Source organism: Actinomyces sp. HMSC075C01 (assembly GCF_001812965.1).
Taxonomy (GTDB): Bacteria; Actinomycetota; Actinomycetes; order Actinomycetales; family Actinomycetaceae; genus Actinomyces; species Actinomyces acetigenes.
Genome location: NZ_KV811040.1, coordinates 80,145 through 96,021 on the forward strand (window position 1 = coordinate 80,145; position 15,877 = coordinate 96,021).

Below are 15,877 nucleotides of genomic sequence, written 5' to 3' on the forward strand. Positions count from 1 at the left end.
AAGTGATTGGGCTCGGACCAAGTCGGTGGCACGACGGCGCGGTGGCACGGATCAGCCGAACCACCCAGTGAGCTTCACCCCCGAGGTCCGCCGCCCTGTCGGTCCAGTGGGCCGGCCGGAGTGGTTTCCGGCGCCGTCGAGCTCACTGCCACCACGAGCGGCCCCACTGCCAACGCTCCAGGTACCCGCTGAGCCCCAAGAGCCTGACGGCGACTCATGTCCTGCCAGCGCGCTGCGAGCCGCCTCGACGAGCCAGGCATTGACCGAGCGTCCCTGGCTCCGGGCTGCGGCGTCAATCTGCTGCTTGAGCGACTCGGGCAGGCGCAGCGTTGTGCGGACCTCCGGTCCCTCCTGCACCTCAGGTGCCGCGTGCGCCGGAGTATCGGTATAGCGTTCCGGCCCCGTCACGTAGCCCTGATCCTGCTCATCAGACCGATCAGCCTGGGTAACCAGAAGATGGGGCGTCGAGCCGTCCATCACCACGGTGACATGTGCTCCGTCGAGCTCGCTGTTGAGCTCATCAGCGGTGTCCGTCAGCATCTGCAGGGCCACGAGGCGCAGAGCCGGATCGAGTGCCGCCGTCAGGGAGCGGGCCACCTCCTGGGTCCGTTCGTCGCCCAGGGACGAGGTCTCCACAAGGGTCCGGCGCAAGGTCTCGGTGTAGGCATTCACACGCATGGCACCATTTTGACACCATCAGTCATGCCCGTCCAGAGAACATGACGCCATAATGGTGTCAATCAACGTGAGTAGATCGTGAGTAGATGGCGTCATTCGAGATGATTCGATCCAGAGTCCGTGCGAGCTCCACCCATCCGTGCGTCTCGGCCTTGAGCGGCTCGATGAGCTCGGCGTTCACGACCTCGTCGGTGGTCCGGCGCAAGCGCTCAATGATCCGTCTGCTGTGGCGTCTGGCCTGAAGGCGGGCCAGGAACGTTCCCAGCCCTGCCAGGACCAGTCCGGTCAGCAGGCCTCCGAGCAGGAGGATGGTGGGCCAGGGGACTGCCCCCCAGCGCGGAACGTCGATGCTGATGAGCAGGAGGTAGTCCTCCAGGACGTGAATGGCCACCAGCCACAGCCCGCCGATCAGTGCCGTCAGCGCGGTCACCCACTGCAGCACGTTGGCGAGCCTCCACCAGACCGGGCGCTTCCACGTTCCGTAGTCCACCTGGGCCACAGCCAGTTCCAGAGGCTCGGCAAGCCTCTCGGCACGCTCGTCACTGCGCAGGACGGCCTGGGCGGCCAGGTCGCCGGGCAGAGCGGAACAGGCCGCCGCGGCATAGACGTGAGCGCAGCTGCGCAGCCTGCCCGTTGCCGCAGGCCCTGCGGGGGGCAGGGAGGTCAGGTCGATGACGCCGGGGCCCGTGGCGCCGTCGGATTGTTCGGCGTCTGCGGACTTCGGGGCCGGTGGTCGCCCGGTTCCCAGGTGAAGGGCTCGAAGCGGGTCGCACCGCAGGTGCTCGATCCACCGCAGCCAGAACCAACCGACTCGGGTATGGGCCCGGTGACGGTCCGATCCTTCAACCGCCTGCGAGACGACGTCGACTCCGGCGAGGCTCGCGGCCGCCAGCCGAAGCGCATCGAGGGACTGACGTACCTGCGGCGCCTGCCGAGCAGCCGGGTCCGGTGTTAGCGCACCAAGGCCTAATGGAGTGATGAGCCCCGTGCGTTCCCCCAGCTCACTGGCTGCGCGCCTGGCGTGGGCGACGAGACTTCGAGCGCTGGCCAGCCTGCTGGAGGCGACGGCAGCCACGGCGTGCGCCAGGGTCTCAACGCCCTGTCCGGTGCGGGCACTGACGGGAATCACTGAGACGGTTCCAAGACCTTCCCGGTCCAGAATCCTCCTGAGGTCGCTGAGCACCGCGTCCCGGCTCTCAGGGTCGAGCCGATCCACCTGGTTGAGGGCGACCACCATGACCTCGGCGTGCGCCGCCATGGGAATGAGGAAATCACGATGAACGACGCCATCGGCGTACTTCTCCGGATCGAGGACCCACACCAGGACATCGACCTTGCCCGCCATGCGCTGGGCGATGACCCGGTGCGCGGGTTCGTCGGAGTCGATGTCGGGCAGATCGACCAGCACCGTGGACCCGCCCAGGGCCCAGTCACCGTCGACGCGCGCCCTGTGGCTGATGGAGAGCCAGTCCAGCAGTTCAGTGGCCTCGACAGCCGTGTCTGGGACGACGGCGAGGGGCTGGGTGGTCGTCGGACGGGTGCGGGCGGTTCGGGACACCTCGGAGCCGGCCATGGCGTTGGCGAGGCTGGACTTGCCCGACCCGGTCGCCCCGAGAAGGGCCGCCACGGTGGTCTGCGGCGCCAGACGCCGTCGGTGGGAGGCCTGCGTGAGGACATCCCGGGCCTGGGTGAGCTCTTCGCCCAGACCGAGCCGCTCGCCCAGGTCGACGGCCCTGTCCAGGTCCTCAAGAACCTGCGGCAGGTCTAATGCGCCGGGGCCGTCGGTCGTCACCTGGCCCTCCTGCCGGCCGTCCGACGGCCGCGGGCCGCCGGCAGGGCGCGCAACGACGTGGCCGCCTCCTGGCAGGCCTGAAGCTGTTCTCGCAGCGTGTCGGCGCTGGGGGTGGGCAGCGGAAGAACATCAGTGAAGCACTTCGCCTGGTTGGCGAACAGGGCCGTGGCACGCTCGCAGAGGTCCTCCCGGGCCCGCTTGGTCATGCCGCGCATCGCCTGGTCTCCAAAGACGGCCTCCAGAACGCGCTGAGCCAGGATGGCAGTGCCGCCCGCGATCCCCACCTCTCCCCCGGACAGTCCGCCGGTGTGGGCGAAGACGAGGATCATGAGAACGACTCCGGCGCCGTTGATCCCCAGGGACAGCAGGCGGGCGGTGAGCCGCTTGTCAGAGCCCTCGGCTCGAACGAGCGTGAGAACCTGACGCTGCCAGTCGTGGACGAGGGCAGCGGCGACGACCTCCAGCCCGGTCTGACTGGGCACCTCAGCCAGGGCCCGGTTCAGGGCCTGCTGGGAGGTGCCGGCCCGTCTCCAGGAGCGTTCCGTGGCCAGACAGGCCCGTTGGGACTCGGCGACCAGGAGCTCGACCAGGGAGGAGCCGATCGCCTGCTCAACGCGCTTGGCCGGGGCCGGACGTCCCCGCAGGAGCGACGTGACGCGGTCGCGGACCCTCCCCACCTGCGCCTCCAAGGACCGGAACAGGTCCCCGGTTCCCACGAACTCCTGCCAGCGGGCCAGCACCTCACCGTGCAGCATGGAACCGTCCTCGGTGGCCTCGATGACGCGTTCCAGAGCGTCATCGTGCTCGGAGGTGGCTGCTCGACGCAGCTCGGCGTGCTCGGCCTCCTGGGAGGCCAGCTCGACGGCGAGCAGCTCGCTCTGCGCCAGGAGGGAACCGATGGCGCCGGTCAGGCTGCGGTGCGCGACGTCCTGGCGGGCGGCCGCATCGGAGGCCAGTGCCCCCAGCCACTGGCGCAGCGGCGACACGTAGGACTCAGGCAGGAAGCCGTCATCGTCCAGAGCGGTCTCGGGAATCGTGAAGACGGGCGCCTCAGCCAAGTTCGCCTCCGCGAGCCGGCGCCGCAGGTCGGCCTCCACCTCGATCTGCGCGCCCTGCGGTACGCGGTCCAGGACGATGGCGGCCGTGATGTGCCGCTCGGCCGCGGCCCGCAGGTGCTCCCAGGGGACGGCGTCGGCGTAGCGCGCCGCCGTGGTGACGAAGATCCACAGGTCTGCCCCGGCCAGGAGCGTCGCGGCCAGGTCCCGGTTGTCCTCGACCACGGAGTCGACATCGGGTGCGTCCACGATCGCCAGTCCCTCGGGCAGCCCCTCGCAGGCCCGCAGCTCGAGCTCTCTGGGGGTGTGGTCGGTGGCAGGGCTCGCCGGAGCGTCGGCGTCCACGCGCATGCGCGACAGGGAGCCCAGGACCCGGTCGGTGTCGAACCAGGCGGCGTCGGTCGGTGCGTGCAGCAGCAGGGGGCGACGCGTGGTGGGGCGGATCGCCGAGGCCCTGGCCACGTGCCTGCGAACGAGTGAGGACACGAGGGTCGACTTGCCGGCCCCGGTCGAGCCGCCGACCACGGCCAGCAGCGGGGCGTCCAGGCTGGCCAGGCGGGGAAGGATGTAGTCGCCGAGCTGGTCGCGGATGAGCGTGGCCTTGTCGGCGGCGGCGGCGGTTCCCTGAAGGACGTAGGGCATGGACAGGGCCGTCAGGCTGTCCCGGAGGGCGGACAGCGCCATGGTCGCCTGCTGGACGTGGTGCGTGCTGCTGGACTCGCTCCGGCTGGGGGTCATGAGGCTGAGTCGCCCTCGCGGCCGTCCTGGCCACCGGCCGGGGAACAGGCTGCGGCCGGGCTGACGGTGATCCGTGGGGCGACGTCGTCGGTGGGCGGCCGCCAGGTGGCGGCGTCGGCCTCGACCTGCTCGCCGGAGCGGATGTCCTTGACCGAGTCGGGGGCTCCGTCACCGCCGGGGAACCACACGAAGGGGATGGACCGTTTGTCCGCGGCCTTGATCTGCTTGCCGAACTTGGCGGCGCTGGGGGCCACGTCGGCGCTGATGCCGCGGGCGCGCAGCGCATCGGCGATGGCGTCGGAGGCGCAGCGGTGGGCCTCGTCGGTGACGGCCACGAGCACCGCCGTGGGCACGGAGCGGCTGACCTGCACCAGGCCCTCACCGATGACGCGGGCCAGGAGCCGGGACAGGCCGATGGAGATGCCCACACCGGGGAAGGTGCGCTTGCCGTTGGTGGCCAGGGAGTCGTAGCGGCCTCCGGAGCACACCGAGCCGAGGTCCTCGTGGCCGGCCATGAAGGACTCGTAGACCGTGCCGGTGTAGTAGTCCAGCCCGCGAGCGATCTTGAGGTCGGCGATGACGGCGCCGGGGCGGCGTCGTCCGGTGGCCTCGAGCAGGGCGGTCAGCTCGGCCAGGCCCTCGTTGAGGAGCTCGGTGGGCTCGGCACCGGCCAGCGCCCGCAGGACCTCATCGGAGACGTCCTGGCCATCGGTGCCGGTGATGGTGGCGAGCCTGAGGGCCTGCGCCGCCTGCTGCGCGCTGATGCCGACGCTCTGGGTGAGCTCGGCGGCCACCTTCTCGGGGCCGATCTTGTCGAGCTTGTCGACCACGCGCAGGACCTCGATGAGCCGGTCCGTGTCGATGCCGATCGACTGGTAGAAGCCCTGGGCGACCTTGCGGTTGGAGACGTGGATGGTGACCGCGGGCACCGGCAGGGCACTGAGCGCCTCGTGCATGATGAGGGGGACCTCGACGTCGTGGTGGAGCGGCAGGGTGCCGTCACCGACGATGTCGATATCGGCCTGGATGAACTCGCGGAAGCGCCCCTCCTGGGGGCGTTCCCCACGCCAGACCTTCTGGATCTGGTAGCGCTTGAACGGGAAGGTCAGCAGCCCAGCATTGTCCACGACGTAGCGGGCGAAGGGGACGGTCAGGTCGAAGTGGAGCCCCAGCTGCTTGCGCGGATCCGTCTCGGACTCGGCGTCGGCGGGATCGGCCTGCAGGCGGCTGAGCAGGTAGACCTCCTTGGAGGTCTCCCCCTTCTTCGTCAGCTCGCTCAGTGGCTCGACGGCGCGGGTCTGGATGCCGCTGAAGCCGTGGAGCTCGAAGGTGCGGCGCAGGATGTCGACGAAGTGCTGCTCGACGATGTGGCCCGCGGGGAGCCACTCGGGGAAGCCGGACAGTGAGGAGAGAGCTTGTCGTACCTGTGCCATGGTCCGCATTGTGTCATGACGAGCAGTGAGGCTGCGCGTCGCCGTCGGGCCCTGCCGCCATCAGGCCTTGAGGTCTCCCCCACGGATTTTTGCCTCGGCGAGGTAGGGGTTGCCGTGGTGCTCGTGCTCCATGGTGGTCACTGCACCGTGCCCGGGCAGCAGGATGGTGGCCGGGTCGACGGCGTTGGCCAGGAGGCGCAGGGTGGCGAGCATCTGCACCTGGTCCCCGCCGGGCAAATCGGTGCGTCCCACGGATCCCTTGAAGATGACGTCGCCGTCGAGGGCCATGAGGTAGGTGTGCTCCTCGTCGGCGGCGGAGGGGTCGTCATCGATGACCTCGGCCTCGTAGAGCAGGGCGTTGTCGGCCAGGCGGGCCTCGAAGAAGAACAGCGTGGAGCCCTCCGAGTGGCCCGGAGCGGGGACCGCGCGCAGCGCGATGCCGGGGACCAGCTCGATGGCCTGGGAGAAGCCGTCTGCCGGGAAGAGACGGATATCGGCGGGCTGCTTCCACTCGCTGCCGGCCATGTCGGTGAAGCTCATGCCGTTGGCGCTGATACCGGTGGTGATGTCGGGCTCCTCGAGCCGGTAGCGGTCGCGCTCAGGGATGTAGACCGGCACGTCGACGGCGTCGTCACTGGTGAGCAGGCCCTCAGCGTGGGCGGCCTCGATGAGCGCCTGGCTGTCCCACACGTGGTCGGCGTGACCGTGGGTGAGCAGGATGGCGCTCAGGGTCAGGTGGTTGGACCGTAGGAGGGCCATGGCGCCCCGCACGGAGCCGGCTCCGGGGTCGACGACGAGGGCGGGCTCGCCCGGGCCTGCGGCCAGGACATAGCAGTTGGCGGCGAACACGGGTGCGATGGTGCGCTCCAAGATCATGCCTCCAGCCTACTTGGGTCACCTGGGAGCAGTGTCAATTCGGTAAAAGCGCTGCCCAGGTCCACAGGACCCGGCTGGCTCACCGAAGGTGAAGCCGCCGCCCCCACCAGTGCTCAATGAGCCAGTGGTCGTGGCTGGCGACGATGAGCGTGCCCGTCCATGTCCTCACAGCGGCCTCGAGCATCTCGAGGGCGTCCAGGTCCAGGTAGTTTGTGGGCTCGTCGACGACAAGCACCTCAGGCCCAGCAGCAGCGGCAAGGGCCAGTTGAACGCGGCGCTGGTTGCCGTCGGAGAGCTCGCTGATGGGACGGTTCCACAGGCGCGGGTGCAGTGCGCCCCGGCCGCGGTCCCCGATCCCCTCGGTCCACACGTTCTCATCCACCCCAGGGTCGCCGAGTTTCGGCAGGTGCTGGGGTATCCGGAGCACCGAACCGGATACCGTGAGGCTGCCGACGGAGTCCTCCGTGGGTGCTGACCGCCTACCCATCCAGGTCAGAAGCGTGGACTTGCCGCTGCCATTGGCGCCGGTGACCAGCAGGTGCTCGCCTGCCATGACGTCGACCGTGACTGGTGCAAGGCGCCCGGGTACGGCAGCTGACCGGGCCGAGACCGCCATCCCTGTTCGCGGCGCCGGTTCACTCAGGCCCAGCTGCAGGTCGTAGGAGCGGGGCCTGCGCACCTCGGTACTGGCGAGCGCCTCCAGCCGGCGGTCGTCCTGCGTCTGGCGCCGGGTGGAGACCCGCTGGGCGCGGTCGGCGTAGAACTTCCGGGCTATGCGGGCCTCGGTCCGGGGCGCTGCCCCGCTGTGCCCAACGATCTCGGAGTCGCGACGGTGACGCACGAGCTTGCGCCGCTGGTCCTGCTGACGCTGGTGAAGACTGCGGTGGGACGACCTGGCGTGCGCCTTGTCCACGAGGTAGTCGCTGTATCGCCCCGCGCACCGGTAGGCACCCATGGGGCCGCTGTTCCCGGAGGCGGTGGCCAGTGCCTGCCACGGCGCCGTGTCGAGGTCGACGACGGCGGTGGCCACCTCGTCAATGAAGGCACGATCATGAGAGGTGAACAGGACCGGTCCGGGCCATGACACCATCATCTCGCTCAGGTAGCTACTGCTACCGGCATCCAGGTGGTTGGTGGGCTCGTCGAGCACCAGCGCCTGACCGGCTGAAAGAAGCAGAGCCGCGATCTCCAGCCTCCCCCATTGGCCCAGCGACAGGGAGGAGACGAGGCGGCCTGTATCCACGCGCCCCAGTCCCAGCCCAGCGAGCGCCTCAGCCCGTCGAGCCGGCAGGTTCCAGGCGTCGAGAGACTCAAGCCGGGTCAGTAACGAGTCGTACTCCTCGGCGAGGGAGCCGGCTTCAGCTCCGGCCTGGGCAATGGCCTCGCTCATGCACTCGAAACGATCAAGCGCGTCCAGGGTCTCAGCGCAGACGGCGTCGAGGTAGCCCGCGATCGACGTTGCAGTCGACTCCTCCGAGTCGGCCGCCGGCGGGCCATGCTGCCCGGGCACGCTGACAGTCCCGTGATCAGGGGACAGCTCACCGGTGGCCAGGCGCAGGAGCGTGGACTTCCCCGATCCGTTGGGGCCGACGACGCAGACGCGTTCGTCGTCGGAGACCGTAAGGTTGATGTTCTCCAGCAAGGGGGCGGAGGTGTAGGAGAAGCTGACATGGGAGAAACTGATCGCAGGCATGACTCGTCCTTGGCATGAGGCGGTGGGGGCACAGGGGCAAGTCACGCGAGCATGGTCACATGCTAACAGCGCCAGCCGTCGACAAGGCCTGGGGAACCGACACCGGCCCGCTTGTGAGGGGCATCGGCGCTCAACGAATCAACGGAAATCAGTGGGGCGAAGGATGGTGAATGCTGCCGGCGGGAACGTAGACTTTCGGCACTGCCGTCCTCCGACGGCACCTCACCACCACCCGGCTTGACAGCCGGGCGCGAACGGAACGGAGCGGTCACGCCGCTCCCTCCCCGTCAACCCATGAAGGAGCATCCCGTGACTGAGCGGATCCAGCCCGACAACCGGTCTGACAACCAGCCCGAGGCTGAGCAGACCATCCAGCCGACCGGTCTTGACGAGTCGGCAGCGCCCGCCCCCACGGAGCCGGCGCCCGACACCGACTCCTCCCCCGTCGCCGACGTAGCGGCCGACACCACGGCCGACGTCGCCGCCCCGAAGGAGTCCGAGCTCAGCGAGCCTTCGGACCTGCCCACCGAGGGGCCTACGCAGGCCGCCTCTGACGAGTCGGTCTCTTCGGCTTCTGAGGATCCCGCGCCGACCGAGCATCCTGCCAAGGACGCTCAACAGCCCGAGGCCGCTGAGGCCACCCAGGAGGACGCCACACCGACTCCCGCCGAGGTTCCCGCCCCGGCTGCGGCTCCCACGGTGCCTGCAGAGCCGGCCGTCGACCCGCAGGAGGCCATGGACGCAGCCAAGTGGGGGCGCGTGGACGGCGAGGGCCGGGTCTACGTCCAGGACGGCGGCGCCGAGCGCGAGGTCGGCCAGTTCCCCGATGCCCCGATCGCCGAGGCGATGGCCTTCTATGTGCGCCGCTACCTGGACCTCAAGGCGACCATCGACCTGTTCGCCACCCGTCTGCCCCAGCTCAGCGTCCGAGAGATCGACTCGACTCTGTCCTCGATCTCCGAGTCCCTCACCGAGCCGGCCGCCGTTGGCGACCTGGAGGGACTGCGGGCCCGTTTCGCCGCGCTCAAGACCGTGGCCGCCGAGCGACGCGAGGCCGTGTCCGCCGAGCGCGCGGCCGCCAAGGAGCAGGCCCTCAAGGAGCGCACGGCGATCGTCGAGCGCGCTGAGGCCATCGCCGAGCAGGACCCGGCTCGCACGCAGTGGAAGAACTCCGGCGCCGAGCTGCGTGAGCTGCTCGAGTCCTGGAAGGCCGCGCAGCGGCGCGGGCCGCGCCTGGACCGTCCCACCGAGGACGGGCTGTGGAAGCGCTTCTCCCACGCGCGCACCACCTTCGACCGTCACCGCCGCCAGTTCTTCAGCGAGCTGGACGCCAAGCAGGCGCAGGTGCGGGCCGCCAAGGAGGCGCTCATCAAGCGTGCCGAGGAGATGCAGACCTCCACCGACTGGGCCGGCACCTCCGCGAAGTACCGTGACCTGCTGGCCGAGTGGAAGAAGGCCGGACGCGCCTCCCGCAAGGAGGATGACGCCCTGTGGGCCCGCTTCCGGGCCGCCCAGCAGGTCTTCTACGACGCCCGCCGCGCCAAGGACGAGGCCGTCGACGCCGAGTTCGCCGAGAACCTCAAGGTCAAGGAGGCCCTGGTGGCCAAGGCCGAGGCGCTCCTGCCCATCAAGGACATCAAGGCCGCCAAGAAGGCACTGCGCCCCATTCAGGACGCCTGGGAGGAGGCCGGGCGGGTCCCCCGCGGCGCGGTGCGTCGCATTGAGGGCCGCATGCGCGCCGTCGAGGACGCGATCCGTGAGGCCGAGAACGCCGAGTGGCGCCGCACCGACCCCGAGACCAAGGCCCGCGCCGAAGGCCTGGCCGGTCAGCTCCAGGACGCGATCGCCGGTCTGGAGAAGGACCTGGCTGCTGCCCAGGCCACTGGTGACGCCAAGAAGATCGCCGAGACCGAGGCCGCGCTGACGGCTCGCCGGGCCTGGCTCGAGCAGGTGCTGCGCTCGGCCAAGGCCTGACCCGAGCACCTTCCGCTCAGCTCTGAGACTGAAGGAACACCTGAGGCGGGGCCGACGCCACCCACCGGTGTCGACCCCGCCTCACGTCTCGTCCTGGCATCCCTGATGAGCCTCGTCGGGATCTTGACGTCGATCGCTAATATGTGCATAGTCATGTTTATGCCAACACGAAACGTCTATGTTTCAGAGGATGATGTGAGCCTTTTCGCTGAGGCGGGGGAGATCGCCGGTAGTCTCTCGTCTGCCATCGTTGAGGCCCTCCGTGACTATGTCAAGAAGCGTGGCCACTCGGCCGAGGGCTATCAGGAGATCGAACTGAAGCTGTCTACGGGCGACGTGGATCGTCGGGTCACGTTCGTCGGTCGACGCCTGGTGCGCCTGACGAGACCGGATCCTGAGGGGACCCGCATCGACACGGTCTACCTCACAGCCAAGGGCCAGCTGGCTGTAGCGACAAAGGTTCAGAGGAGGCTGCCGGACTGGACTGCTGGCCAGGACGACCTTTGGTCCAACCCGGAAACATGGAGTCGGAACTTCTGGATCGCCGGGGACAGAACTCTGAGTGTCTTCCCAGACATTGATCACCTTCAAAAGGAGGATTCGGTTATGGCAGAGCAAGCCCGGGCGGCGCTGGCCGCTCCGGCTCTCGAGGTCTTGGACATCTGACATGCAACCTTCAACCCCAAAACAGTACGTCCAGGCTCCTACTTTATCTGTCCTAGATGTTGTAAAAATATACAATCGGAAGTTGCTACGAGGTGCCAGCGCTTAATGGAGTATTCTGGCTCTTCAGTACCCAATGGAGTGGGTAACACAACTCTCGTCAGAATCGAGATTCATCCCTCTCCCTAGCCTCATCGACCGATGTGGCGACGAGTCATTTCTCCCCCATCCCATGGGAGGTCACCCCTCCACTAGCAGCATCGAGGCTGCCAACTACCAGCTATGTAAGGATCATCGACGAACCGGGGACACTTCTCCTCTGATAAGCCGGAGGACAAACCACTGAAGACTGGTGATCTGCGACACCTGTGGGCAAAAGAGTCCGAGAACGCGACAAGGAGAAAAGGCTATCCCCGTCCAAGCGCAAGGCCAAGAGCAAACTCGTCGACGGACAGGTCACCACCGACTGGAACAAGACCCTGACCCAGTTCACCACCGCCTACCTCAACCGAATCAATCTAAACCTTACACAAAACACTGGACAGGCTCGTGAGGGACTCACCGACTACCTCGTCGATATTATTTCAGACCTTGAGACGGTGGACTGGGGGATACCGGACTCATTGCCCAACGTCTGCATGAGGTCACCAGACCTTACGGGTGGAAATCCCTCGATTCAGGCCTGGCAGATCATGGCGGTGGTACCAGCGTCGCTCAGGTCCTGCAGACCGACCTGAAGCAGACAGTAGATGCGTCATCATAGCCAGGTCCGGATCAGTCAGGACTTCCTGGGTCAGCGTGGACACAGCAGACTGGTGAGGAGGCATCATAGGAGTACCTCCTAGTGAATCTTGATCGAGAAACCGGGTCCTATGATGCCTCCCTGACTCTCTTCTCAGCCAGGAACCTCGCAGGAACTACCACCACACTAAGAGACTCACCCCGCGTCTCGTCCTGGTGTCGCTGGTCGAGCGATCTGCTACTCCCAGGTGGCGGTCGCGGGGTCCACTCCCTCAGACCTGGCGCATGCGTCGATGACGTCCTTGAGCCAGGCCGCCAGACCAGGCGCGCGCTTGTCGTAGTAGCGGGCATAGCGTTCGTCCGCCACATAGCCGCGGGCGATGATAACCTGCTTGGAGGTGGAGACCTCGAACCACCGGTTGAAGTCCTTGCGGTGCCACCGCGCCAGGGCATTGGCCTCGGGGCTGCCCGGCTCAACGCCGCTACGCATCGCCTCGGCAAGCGCGGTCTCCAGAGCGACGGTCTCCTCGTGCGCCTGCTCCCAGTCGGCGCGAGACATCCGGGCCTTGCGCCGGTAGGACTCGGCCCACTCCGGTGTATCACCCCACTGCGCGCGGGCCTCCTCGACATAGACGGGGTCCCAGTCGGTCCCCCAGATCTCCGCCATCTCAGCCACGGAGATCCTCGCCCCCAGCTGCTGTATATCTATCACCATGTCGATGGAGCTGAGCTTGTGCTGCAGGTGGGAGATCTGTCCTTGCACCAGCTCGCGCTGACGGCGCAGGTGCGTGAGCGCGTCAGTGCCCGGCTCGTCGAGGACCGTCTTGATGTCGGCCAGGCTCATGCCGGTCTGCCGGTAGACGAGAACCTGCTGGATGCGCATGATGTCCGCCTCGCTGTAGAGCCGGTAGCCGGCGGCACTGCGCCGGGAGGGATGCACCAGACCGGACTCGTCCCAGTGATGCAGCGCCCTGACGCTGACGCCCAGAAGCGTTGAGACCTCACCGACCGTCATAGCGATGTCCGCGTCGTCGGGCACGGCGCTCATTGCGGTGTCGGCCGCTGTGTCATGTCTCCCGGTTCCGTCATGACGCTGTTGAGAGTCCTTCACCCTGTGTCCTTCCTCAGTACTCGCTCCGGCTGGCAGGTGTCCTGGCACGTGCCGTCCACCGTGATGCCTCCCGCTGCGTGAGGGTCAACTCCTCACGGTCGCCACGAGGTTATCCACAGGCGGCCGATTCACTGTGGCGCCGACGGCCGGAAAAGTTCACGATGGCGTATGGCTCGTTTCGTCCCGGTTCCCGGTCACGCCGCCGTGGCCCACCTGTCCGCCCGCCCACTCTCCCCCGTTCTAGGCACGCTTCCACCCCAGGATATGCAGGTACTCAGGTGCGCCGGGCTCGACCCCCGGCTGCTGGTCAACATCCTGGGCAACCTGCAACCGGCCGACACTCTGCGCTCGGCCGAGGGACGTATGCGGGCCATTGCCGCTGCGCTGCCCTGCCGGGGTGTGCTTCTGGCGAGTACCGCCCTGTGGGTGCACGTCGGCGGGCCAGCTCCCGACGCCCTGGAGGTGAGCCTGCCCGGAGGCCGTCGAAGTCGACTGCCCTACCTGGTGACCAGACGAGGCCGGCTGCCCCACTGCGACACGACCGTGATCAGTGGTATCACCTGCGCCACGATCGCCCGAGCCGCCGTCGACATCGCCCGCCTGGGGCCGCCGGTGCAGGCAGTGCAAGCCATTATGGCGGCCCGCGACCATGGAGTGAGCCGAGTCCGTCTCCTGCTCACGCTCAACCACTGCCGTGGGGCTGCCAGCAGAGGCTGCCCGCGGGCGCAGCACATCATCGAGGAGGTCATGGCCGGCGCGTCGTAGCCGGCGCCCAGGATCTGCTCAGCTGGAGCGGCGCGCGGCGGACAGGCTTCTGCGCGCCTCGAAGACGCCGTCGATGCGCCGCAGGGCCGCCAGCGTGTGGTCCAGGTGCCCGGCCTCAGCCAGCTCGACGACGAACCGCCCGGTGACAACCCGGTCCCGGCTCGTGCCGATGCTGGCACTGACAAGGTTGACGTGGCTGTCCGCCAGTGCCCGGGTGATATCGGCGAGAAGGCCCCCACGGTCCAGGGCCTCAACCTCCACCTGGACCAGGTAGGCCGACTGGGCGTGATCCGCCCAGGAGACGGTGATGAGACGCTCGGGCTCGCGCTGGAGCTGATCGACGTTCTGGCAGTCGGCCCGGTGTACTGAAACACCCGAGCCCCTGGTGATGAAGCCGACGATGGGGTCGCCCGGCATGGGGGTGCAGCAGCGCGCCAGCTTGACGTAGACGTCGCCCTCATCCATTCCTGCGACGACGACTCCGGCATCGGCCGTTCGTGGACGCCGGTGCGCCGTGGCCCGAGTGGGCAGGACTCCCTCCGCGAGAGTCTCCTCGGCGCCGTCCTCCCCGCCCATGGTGGACACCAGGGTGTCGACGACGTGCTGGGCCGACACGTGCCCCTCACCCACCGCGGCGTACAGGCCGTCGATGTCGACCTTGTCGAGGGTCTTGGCCACGTTCATGAGGGTCTCATGGCTCATGAGGCGCTGAAGGGGCAGGTTCTGCTTACGCAGGGTGCGGGCAATGGCGCCCTTGCCCTCCTCGATGGCCTCCTCACGGCGCTCCTTGGAGAACCACGAACGGATCTTGTTACGCGCGCGGGTGGAGGCGACGAAGGAGAGCCAGTCGCGCGAGGGACCGGCGTTAATGGCCTTGGAGGTGAAGACCTCCACCGTGTCGCCGTTCTCCAGGCGCGTGTCCAGGGGCACCAGTCGGCTGTTGACGCGCGCCCCCACGGTACGGTGGCCGACCTCGGTGTGGACGGCGTAGGCGAAGTCCACCGGGGTGGCTCCCGCAGGCAGGGCTAGGACATCGCCCCGGGGGGTGAAGACGTAGACCTGGTCCCCGGCCATCTCGTAGCGCAGGGCGTCGAGGAACTCGGTGGGGTCCTGGGTCTCCTTCTGCCAGTCCACGAGCTGACGCAGCCAGCCCATGTCGCCCTGGTCGGAGTCTCCGGGTCTGCCTCCCAGGGCGCTGGGGCCCGAGGCGTTGGGGTCCTCCTTGTAGCGCCAGTGCGCCGCCACGCCGTACTCGGCCATGCGGTGCATCTCGTGGGTGCGGATCTGGATCTCCACCGGCTTGCCACCCGGCCCCACGACAGTGGTGTGCAGCGACTGGTAGAGGTTGAACTTGGGGACGGCGATGTAGTCCTTGAAGCGCCCGCTCATGGGGGTCCAGCGCGAGTGCAGGGAACCGAGCACCGCGTAGCAGTCCTGGACGGTGTCGACGATGACCCGCACCGCCACCAGGTCGTAGATGTCGTCGAACTCCTTCCCCCGCACGATCATCTTCTGGTAGATCGAGTAGTAGTGCTTGGGCCGCCCGGTCACGGCGCCCTTGATCTTGTTGACCCTCAGGTCCTCCTCGATCTGGAGGCGAACCTGGCGCAGGTACTCCTCGCGAGCCGGGGCCCGCTCCGCCACCATGTGCTCGATCTCCTCGTACACGCCCGGGTAGAGGGCCTTGAAAGACCGATCCTCCAGCTCCCACTTGATCGTGTTCATCCCCAGGCGGTGGGCCAGGGGCGCATAGATCTCCAGGGTCTCCTTGGCCTTGCGGGCGGCGTTCTCCGCAGAGACGTACTTCCAGGTGCGGGCGTTGTGAAGCCGGTCGCCGAGCTTGATGACCAGGACCCGGATGTCCTTGGACATCGCGATGATCATCTTGCGCACCGTCTCGGCCTGGGCGGCCTCCCCGTACTGGAGCTTGTCGAGCTTGGTGACGCCGTCGACGAGCAGGCTGATCTCGTCACCGAAGTCGGCGCGCAGGCGCTCGAGGGTGTAGTCGGTGTCCTCCACGGTATCGTGCAGGACGGCTGCCGCCAGGGTCTGGGCCGTCATCCCCAGCTCGGCCAGGATGGTCGCCACTGCCACCGGGTGGGTGATGTAGGGCTCCCCGGACTTGCGTCGCTGGCCGGAGTGAGCCTTCTCCGCCACCTCGTAGGCGCGCACGATGAGGCTCGTGTCGGCCTTGGGGTGGTTGGCGCGCACCGCGCGCAGCAGCGGCTCGATGGCCGCTGGCGTGGAGTGCCCCCGGGAACCGAACCACGCCAGACGGCTGCGCACGCGCGAGCCGGGGACAACACTGTCACCTGACGTGTCCGGGGTGTTCTTCGTCTCCGTCATTAACGCATCATA

Annotated in this window: 11 protein-coding genes; 3 read left to right on the forward strand and 8 right to left on the reverse strand. The window is 67.9% G+C overall.

The features are described from left to right. Window positions 1-51: 51 nt before the first annotated feature. The 6 genes from HMPREF2883_RS13080 to HMPREF2883_RS13105 all read right to left on the reverse strand — a co-directional run bounded on the left by HMPREF2883_RS13080 (window position 52) and on the right by HMPREF2883_RS13105 (window position 8,265). On the reverse strand, window positions 52-678 hold the full coding sequence (locus HMPREF2883_RS13080; protein WP_070663039.1) for an Arc family DNA-binding protein: 627 nt from the start codon (window positions 676-678) through the stop codon (window positions 52-54). 58 nt (window positions 679-736) lie between these two features. Then, entirely contained in the window at window positions 737-2,470 is a 1,734-nt protein-coding gene (locus tag HMPREF2883_RS13085; protein WP_070663040.1) for a GTPase, read from the reverse strand. Continuing rightward, the gene (locus HMPREF2883_RS13090) at window positions 2,467-4,263 is read right to left on the reverse strand and encodes a dynamin family protein (RefSeq protein WP_070663041.1); all 1,797 of its coding nucleotides are present in this window, start codon (window positions 4,261-4,263) and stop codon (window positions 2,467-2,469) included. Before HMPREF2883_RS13090 ends, HMPREF2883_RS13085 begins: the two co-directional genes overlap by 4 nt. After that, a complete protein-coding gene (gene hisS, locus HMPREF2883_RS13095) occupies window positions 4,260-5,705 on the reverse strand; it encodes a histidine--tRNA ligase (RefSeq protein ID WP_070663042.1) in 1,446 nt (481 codons plus the stop codon). The genes HMPREF2883_RS13090 and hisS overlap by 4 nt, the downstream gene beginning before the upstream one ends. 51 nt (window positions 5,706-5,756) lie before the next feature. Further along, window positions 5,757-6,572: an MBL fold metallo-hydrolase gene (locus HMPREF2883_RS13100; RefSeq protein ID WP_070663043.1), complete on the reverse strand. Its 816-nt coding sequence runs from the start codon at window positions 6,570-6,572 to the stop codon at window positions 5,757-5,759. A 79-nt stretch (window positions 6,573-6,651) separates the two neighbouring features. Beyond that, window positions 6,652-8,265, reverse strand: a complete 1,614-nt coding sequence (locus HMPREF2883_RS13105; protein WP_070663044.1) for an ABC-F family ATP-binding cassette domain-containing protein — start codon at window positions 8,263-8,265, stop codon at window positions 6,652-6,654. 294 nt (window positions 8,266-8,559) lie between these two features. On the opposite strand from HMPREF2883_RS13105, the gene HMPREF2883_RS13110 reads away from it, so the two are divergent. Both HMPREF2883_RS13110 and HMPREF2883_RS13115 read left to right on the forward strand, forming a co-directional pair. Next, on the forward strand, window positions 8,560-10,239 hold the full coding sequence (locus HMPREF2883_RS13110) for a DUF349 domain-containing protein (protein ID WP_081384527.1): 1,680 nt from the start codon (window positions 8,560-8,562) through the stop codon (window positions 10,237-10,239). 153 nt (window positions 10,240-10,392) lie between these two features. Continuing rightward, window positions 10,393-10,905, forward strand: a complete 513-nt coding sequence (locus HMPREF2883_RS13115) for an EXLDI protein (RefSeq protein WP_256277491.1) — start codon at window positions 10,393-10,395, stop codon at window positions 10,903-10,905. Between the two features lie 976 nt (window positions 10,906-11,881). Here the strand turns inward: HMPREF2883_RS13115 and HMPREF2883_RS13120 are convergent. After that, window positions 11,882-12,754, reverse strand: coding sequence for a MerR family transcriptional regulator (locus HMPREF2883_RS13120; protein WP_081381218.1), 873 nt, complete (start codon window positions 12,752-12,754; stop codon window positions 11,882-11,884). Between the two features lie 168 nt (window positions 12,755-12,922). Between HMPREF2883_RS13120 and HMPREF2883_RS13125 the strand changes: the two genes are divergently transcribed. Continuing rightward, the gene (locus tag HMPREF2883_RS13125; protein WP_070663046.1) at window positions 12,923-13,519 is read left to right on the forward strand and encodes a hypothetical protein; all 597 of its coding nucleotides are present in this window, start codon (window positions 12,923-12,925) and stop codon (window positions 13,517-13,519) included. A gap of 18 nt (window positions 13,520-13,537) precedes the next feature. On the opposite strand, the gene HMPREF2883_RS13130 is transcribed toward HMPREF2883_RS13125, so the two are convergent. Next, window positions 13,538-15,865: a RelA/SpoT family protein gene (locus tag HMPREF2883_RS13130; RefSeq protein ID WP_070663047.1), complete on the reverse strand. Its 2,328-nt coding sequence runs from the start codon at window positions 15,863-15,865 to the stop codon at window positions 13,538-13,540. Window positions 15,866-15,877 lie beyond the last annotated feature (12 nt).

Excerpts from the sequence above, each read along its gene's own strand:
- HMPREF2883_RS13115 (WP_256277491.1), top strand. The coding sequence starts at position 10,393 with ATGTTTATGCCAACACGAAACGTCTATGTTTCAGAGGATGATGTGAGC.
- hisS (WP_070663042.1), bottom strand. The coding sequence starts at position 5,705 with ATGCGGACCATGGCACAGGTACGACAAGCTCTCTCCTCACTGTCCGGC.
- HMPREF2883_RS13080 (WP_070663039.1), bottom strand. The coding sequence starts at position 678 with ATGCGTGTGAATGCCTACACCGAGACCTTGCGCCGGACCCTTGTGGAG.
- HMPREF2883_RS13130 (WP_070663047.1), bottom strand. The coding sequence starts at position 15,865 with ATGACGGAGACGAAGAACACCCCGGACACGTCAGGTGACAGTGTTGTC.
- HMPREF2883_RS13100 (WP_070663043.1), bottom strand. The coding sequence starts at position 6,572 with ATGATCTTGGAGCGCACCATCGCACCCGTGTTCGCCGCCAACTGCTAT.
- HMPREF2883_RS13110 (WP_081384527.1), top strand. The coding sequence starts at position 8,560 with ATGAAGGAGCATCCCGTGACTGAGCGGATCCAGCCCGACAACCGGTCT.
- HMPREF2883_RS13090 (WP_070663041.1), bottom strand. The coding sequence starts at position 4,263 with ATGACCCCCAGCCGGAGCGAGTCCAGCAGCACGCACCACGTCCAGCAG.
- HMPREF2883_RS13105 (WP_070663044.1), bottom strand. The coding sequence starts at position 8,265 with ATGCCTGCGATCAGTTTCTCCCATGTCAGCTTCTCCTACACCTCCGCC.
- HMPREF2883_RS13125 (WP_070663046.1), top strand. The coding sequence starts at position 12,923 with ATGGCTCGTTTCGTCCCGGTTCCCGGTCACGCCGCCGTGGCCCACCTG.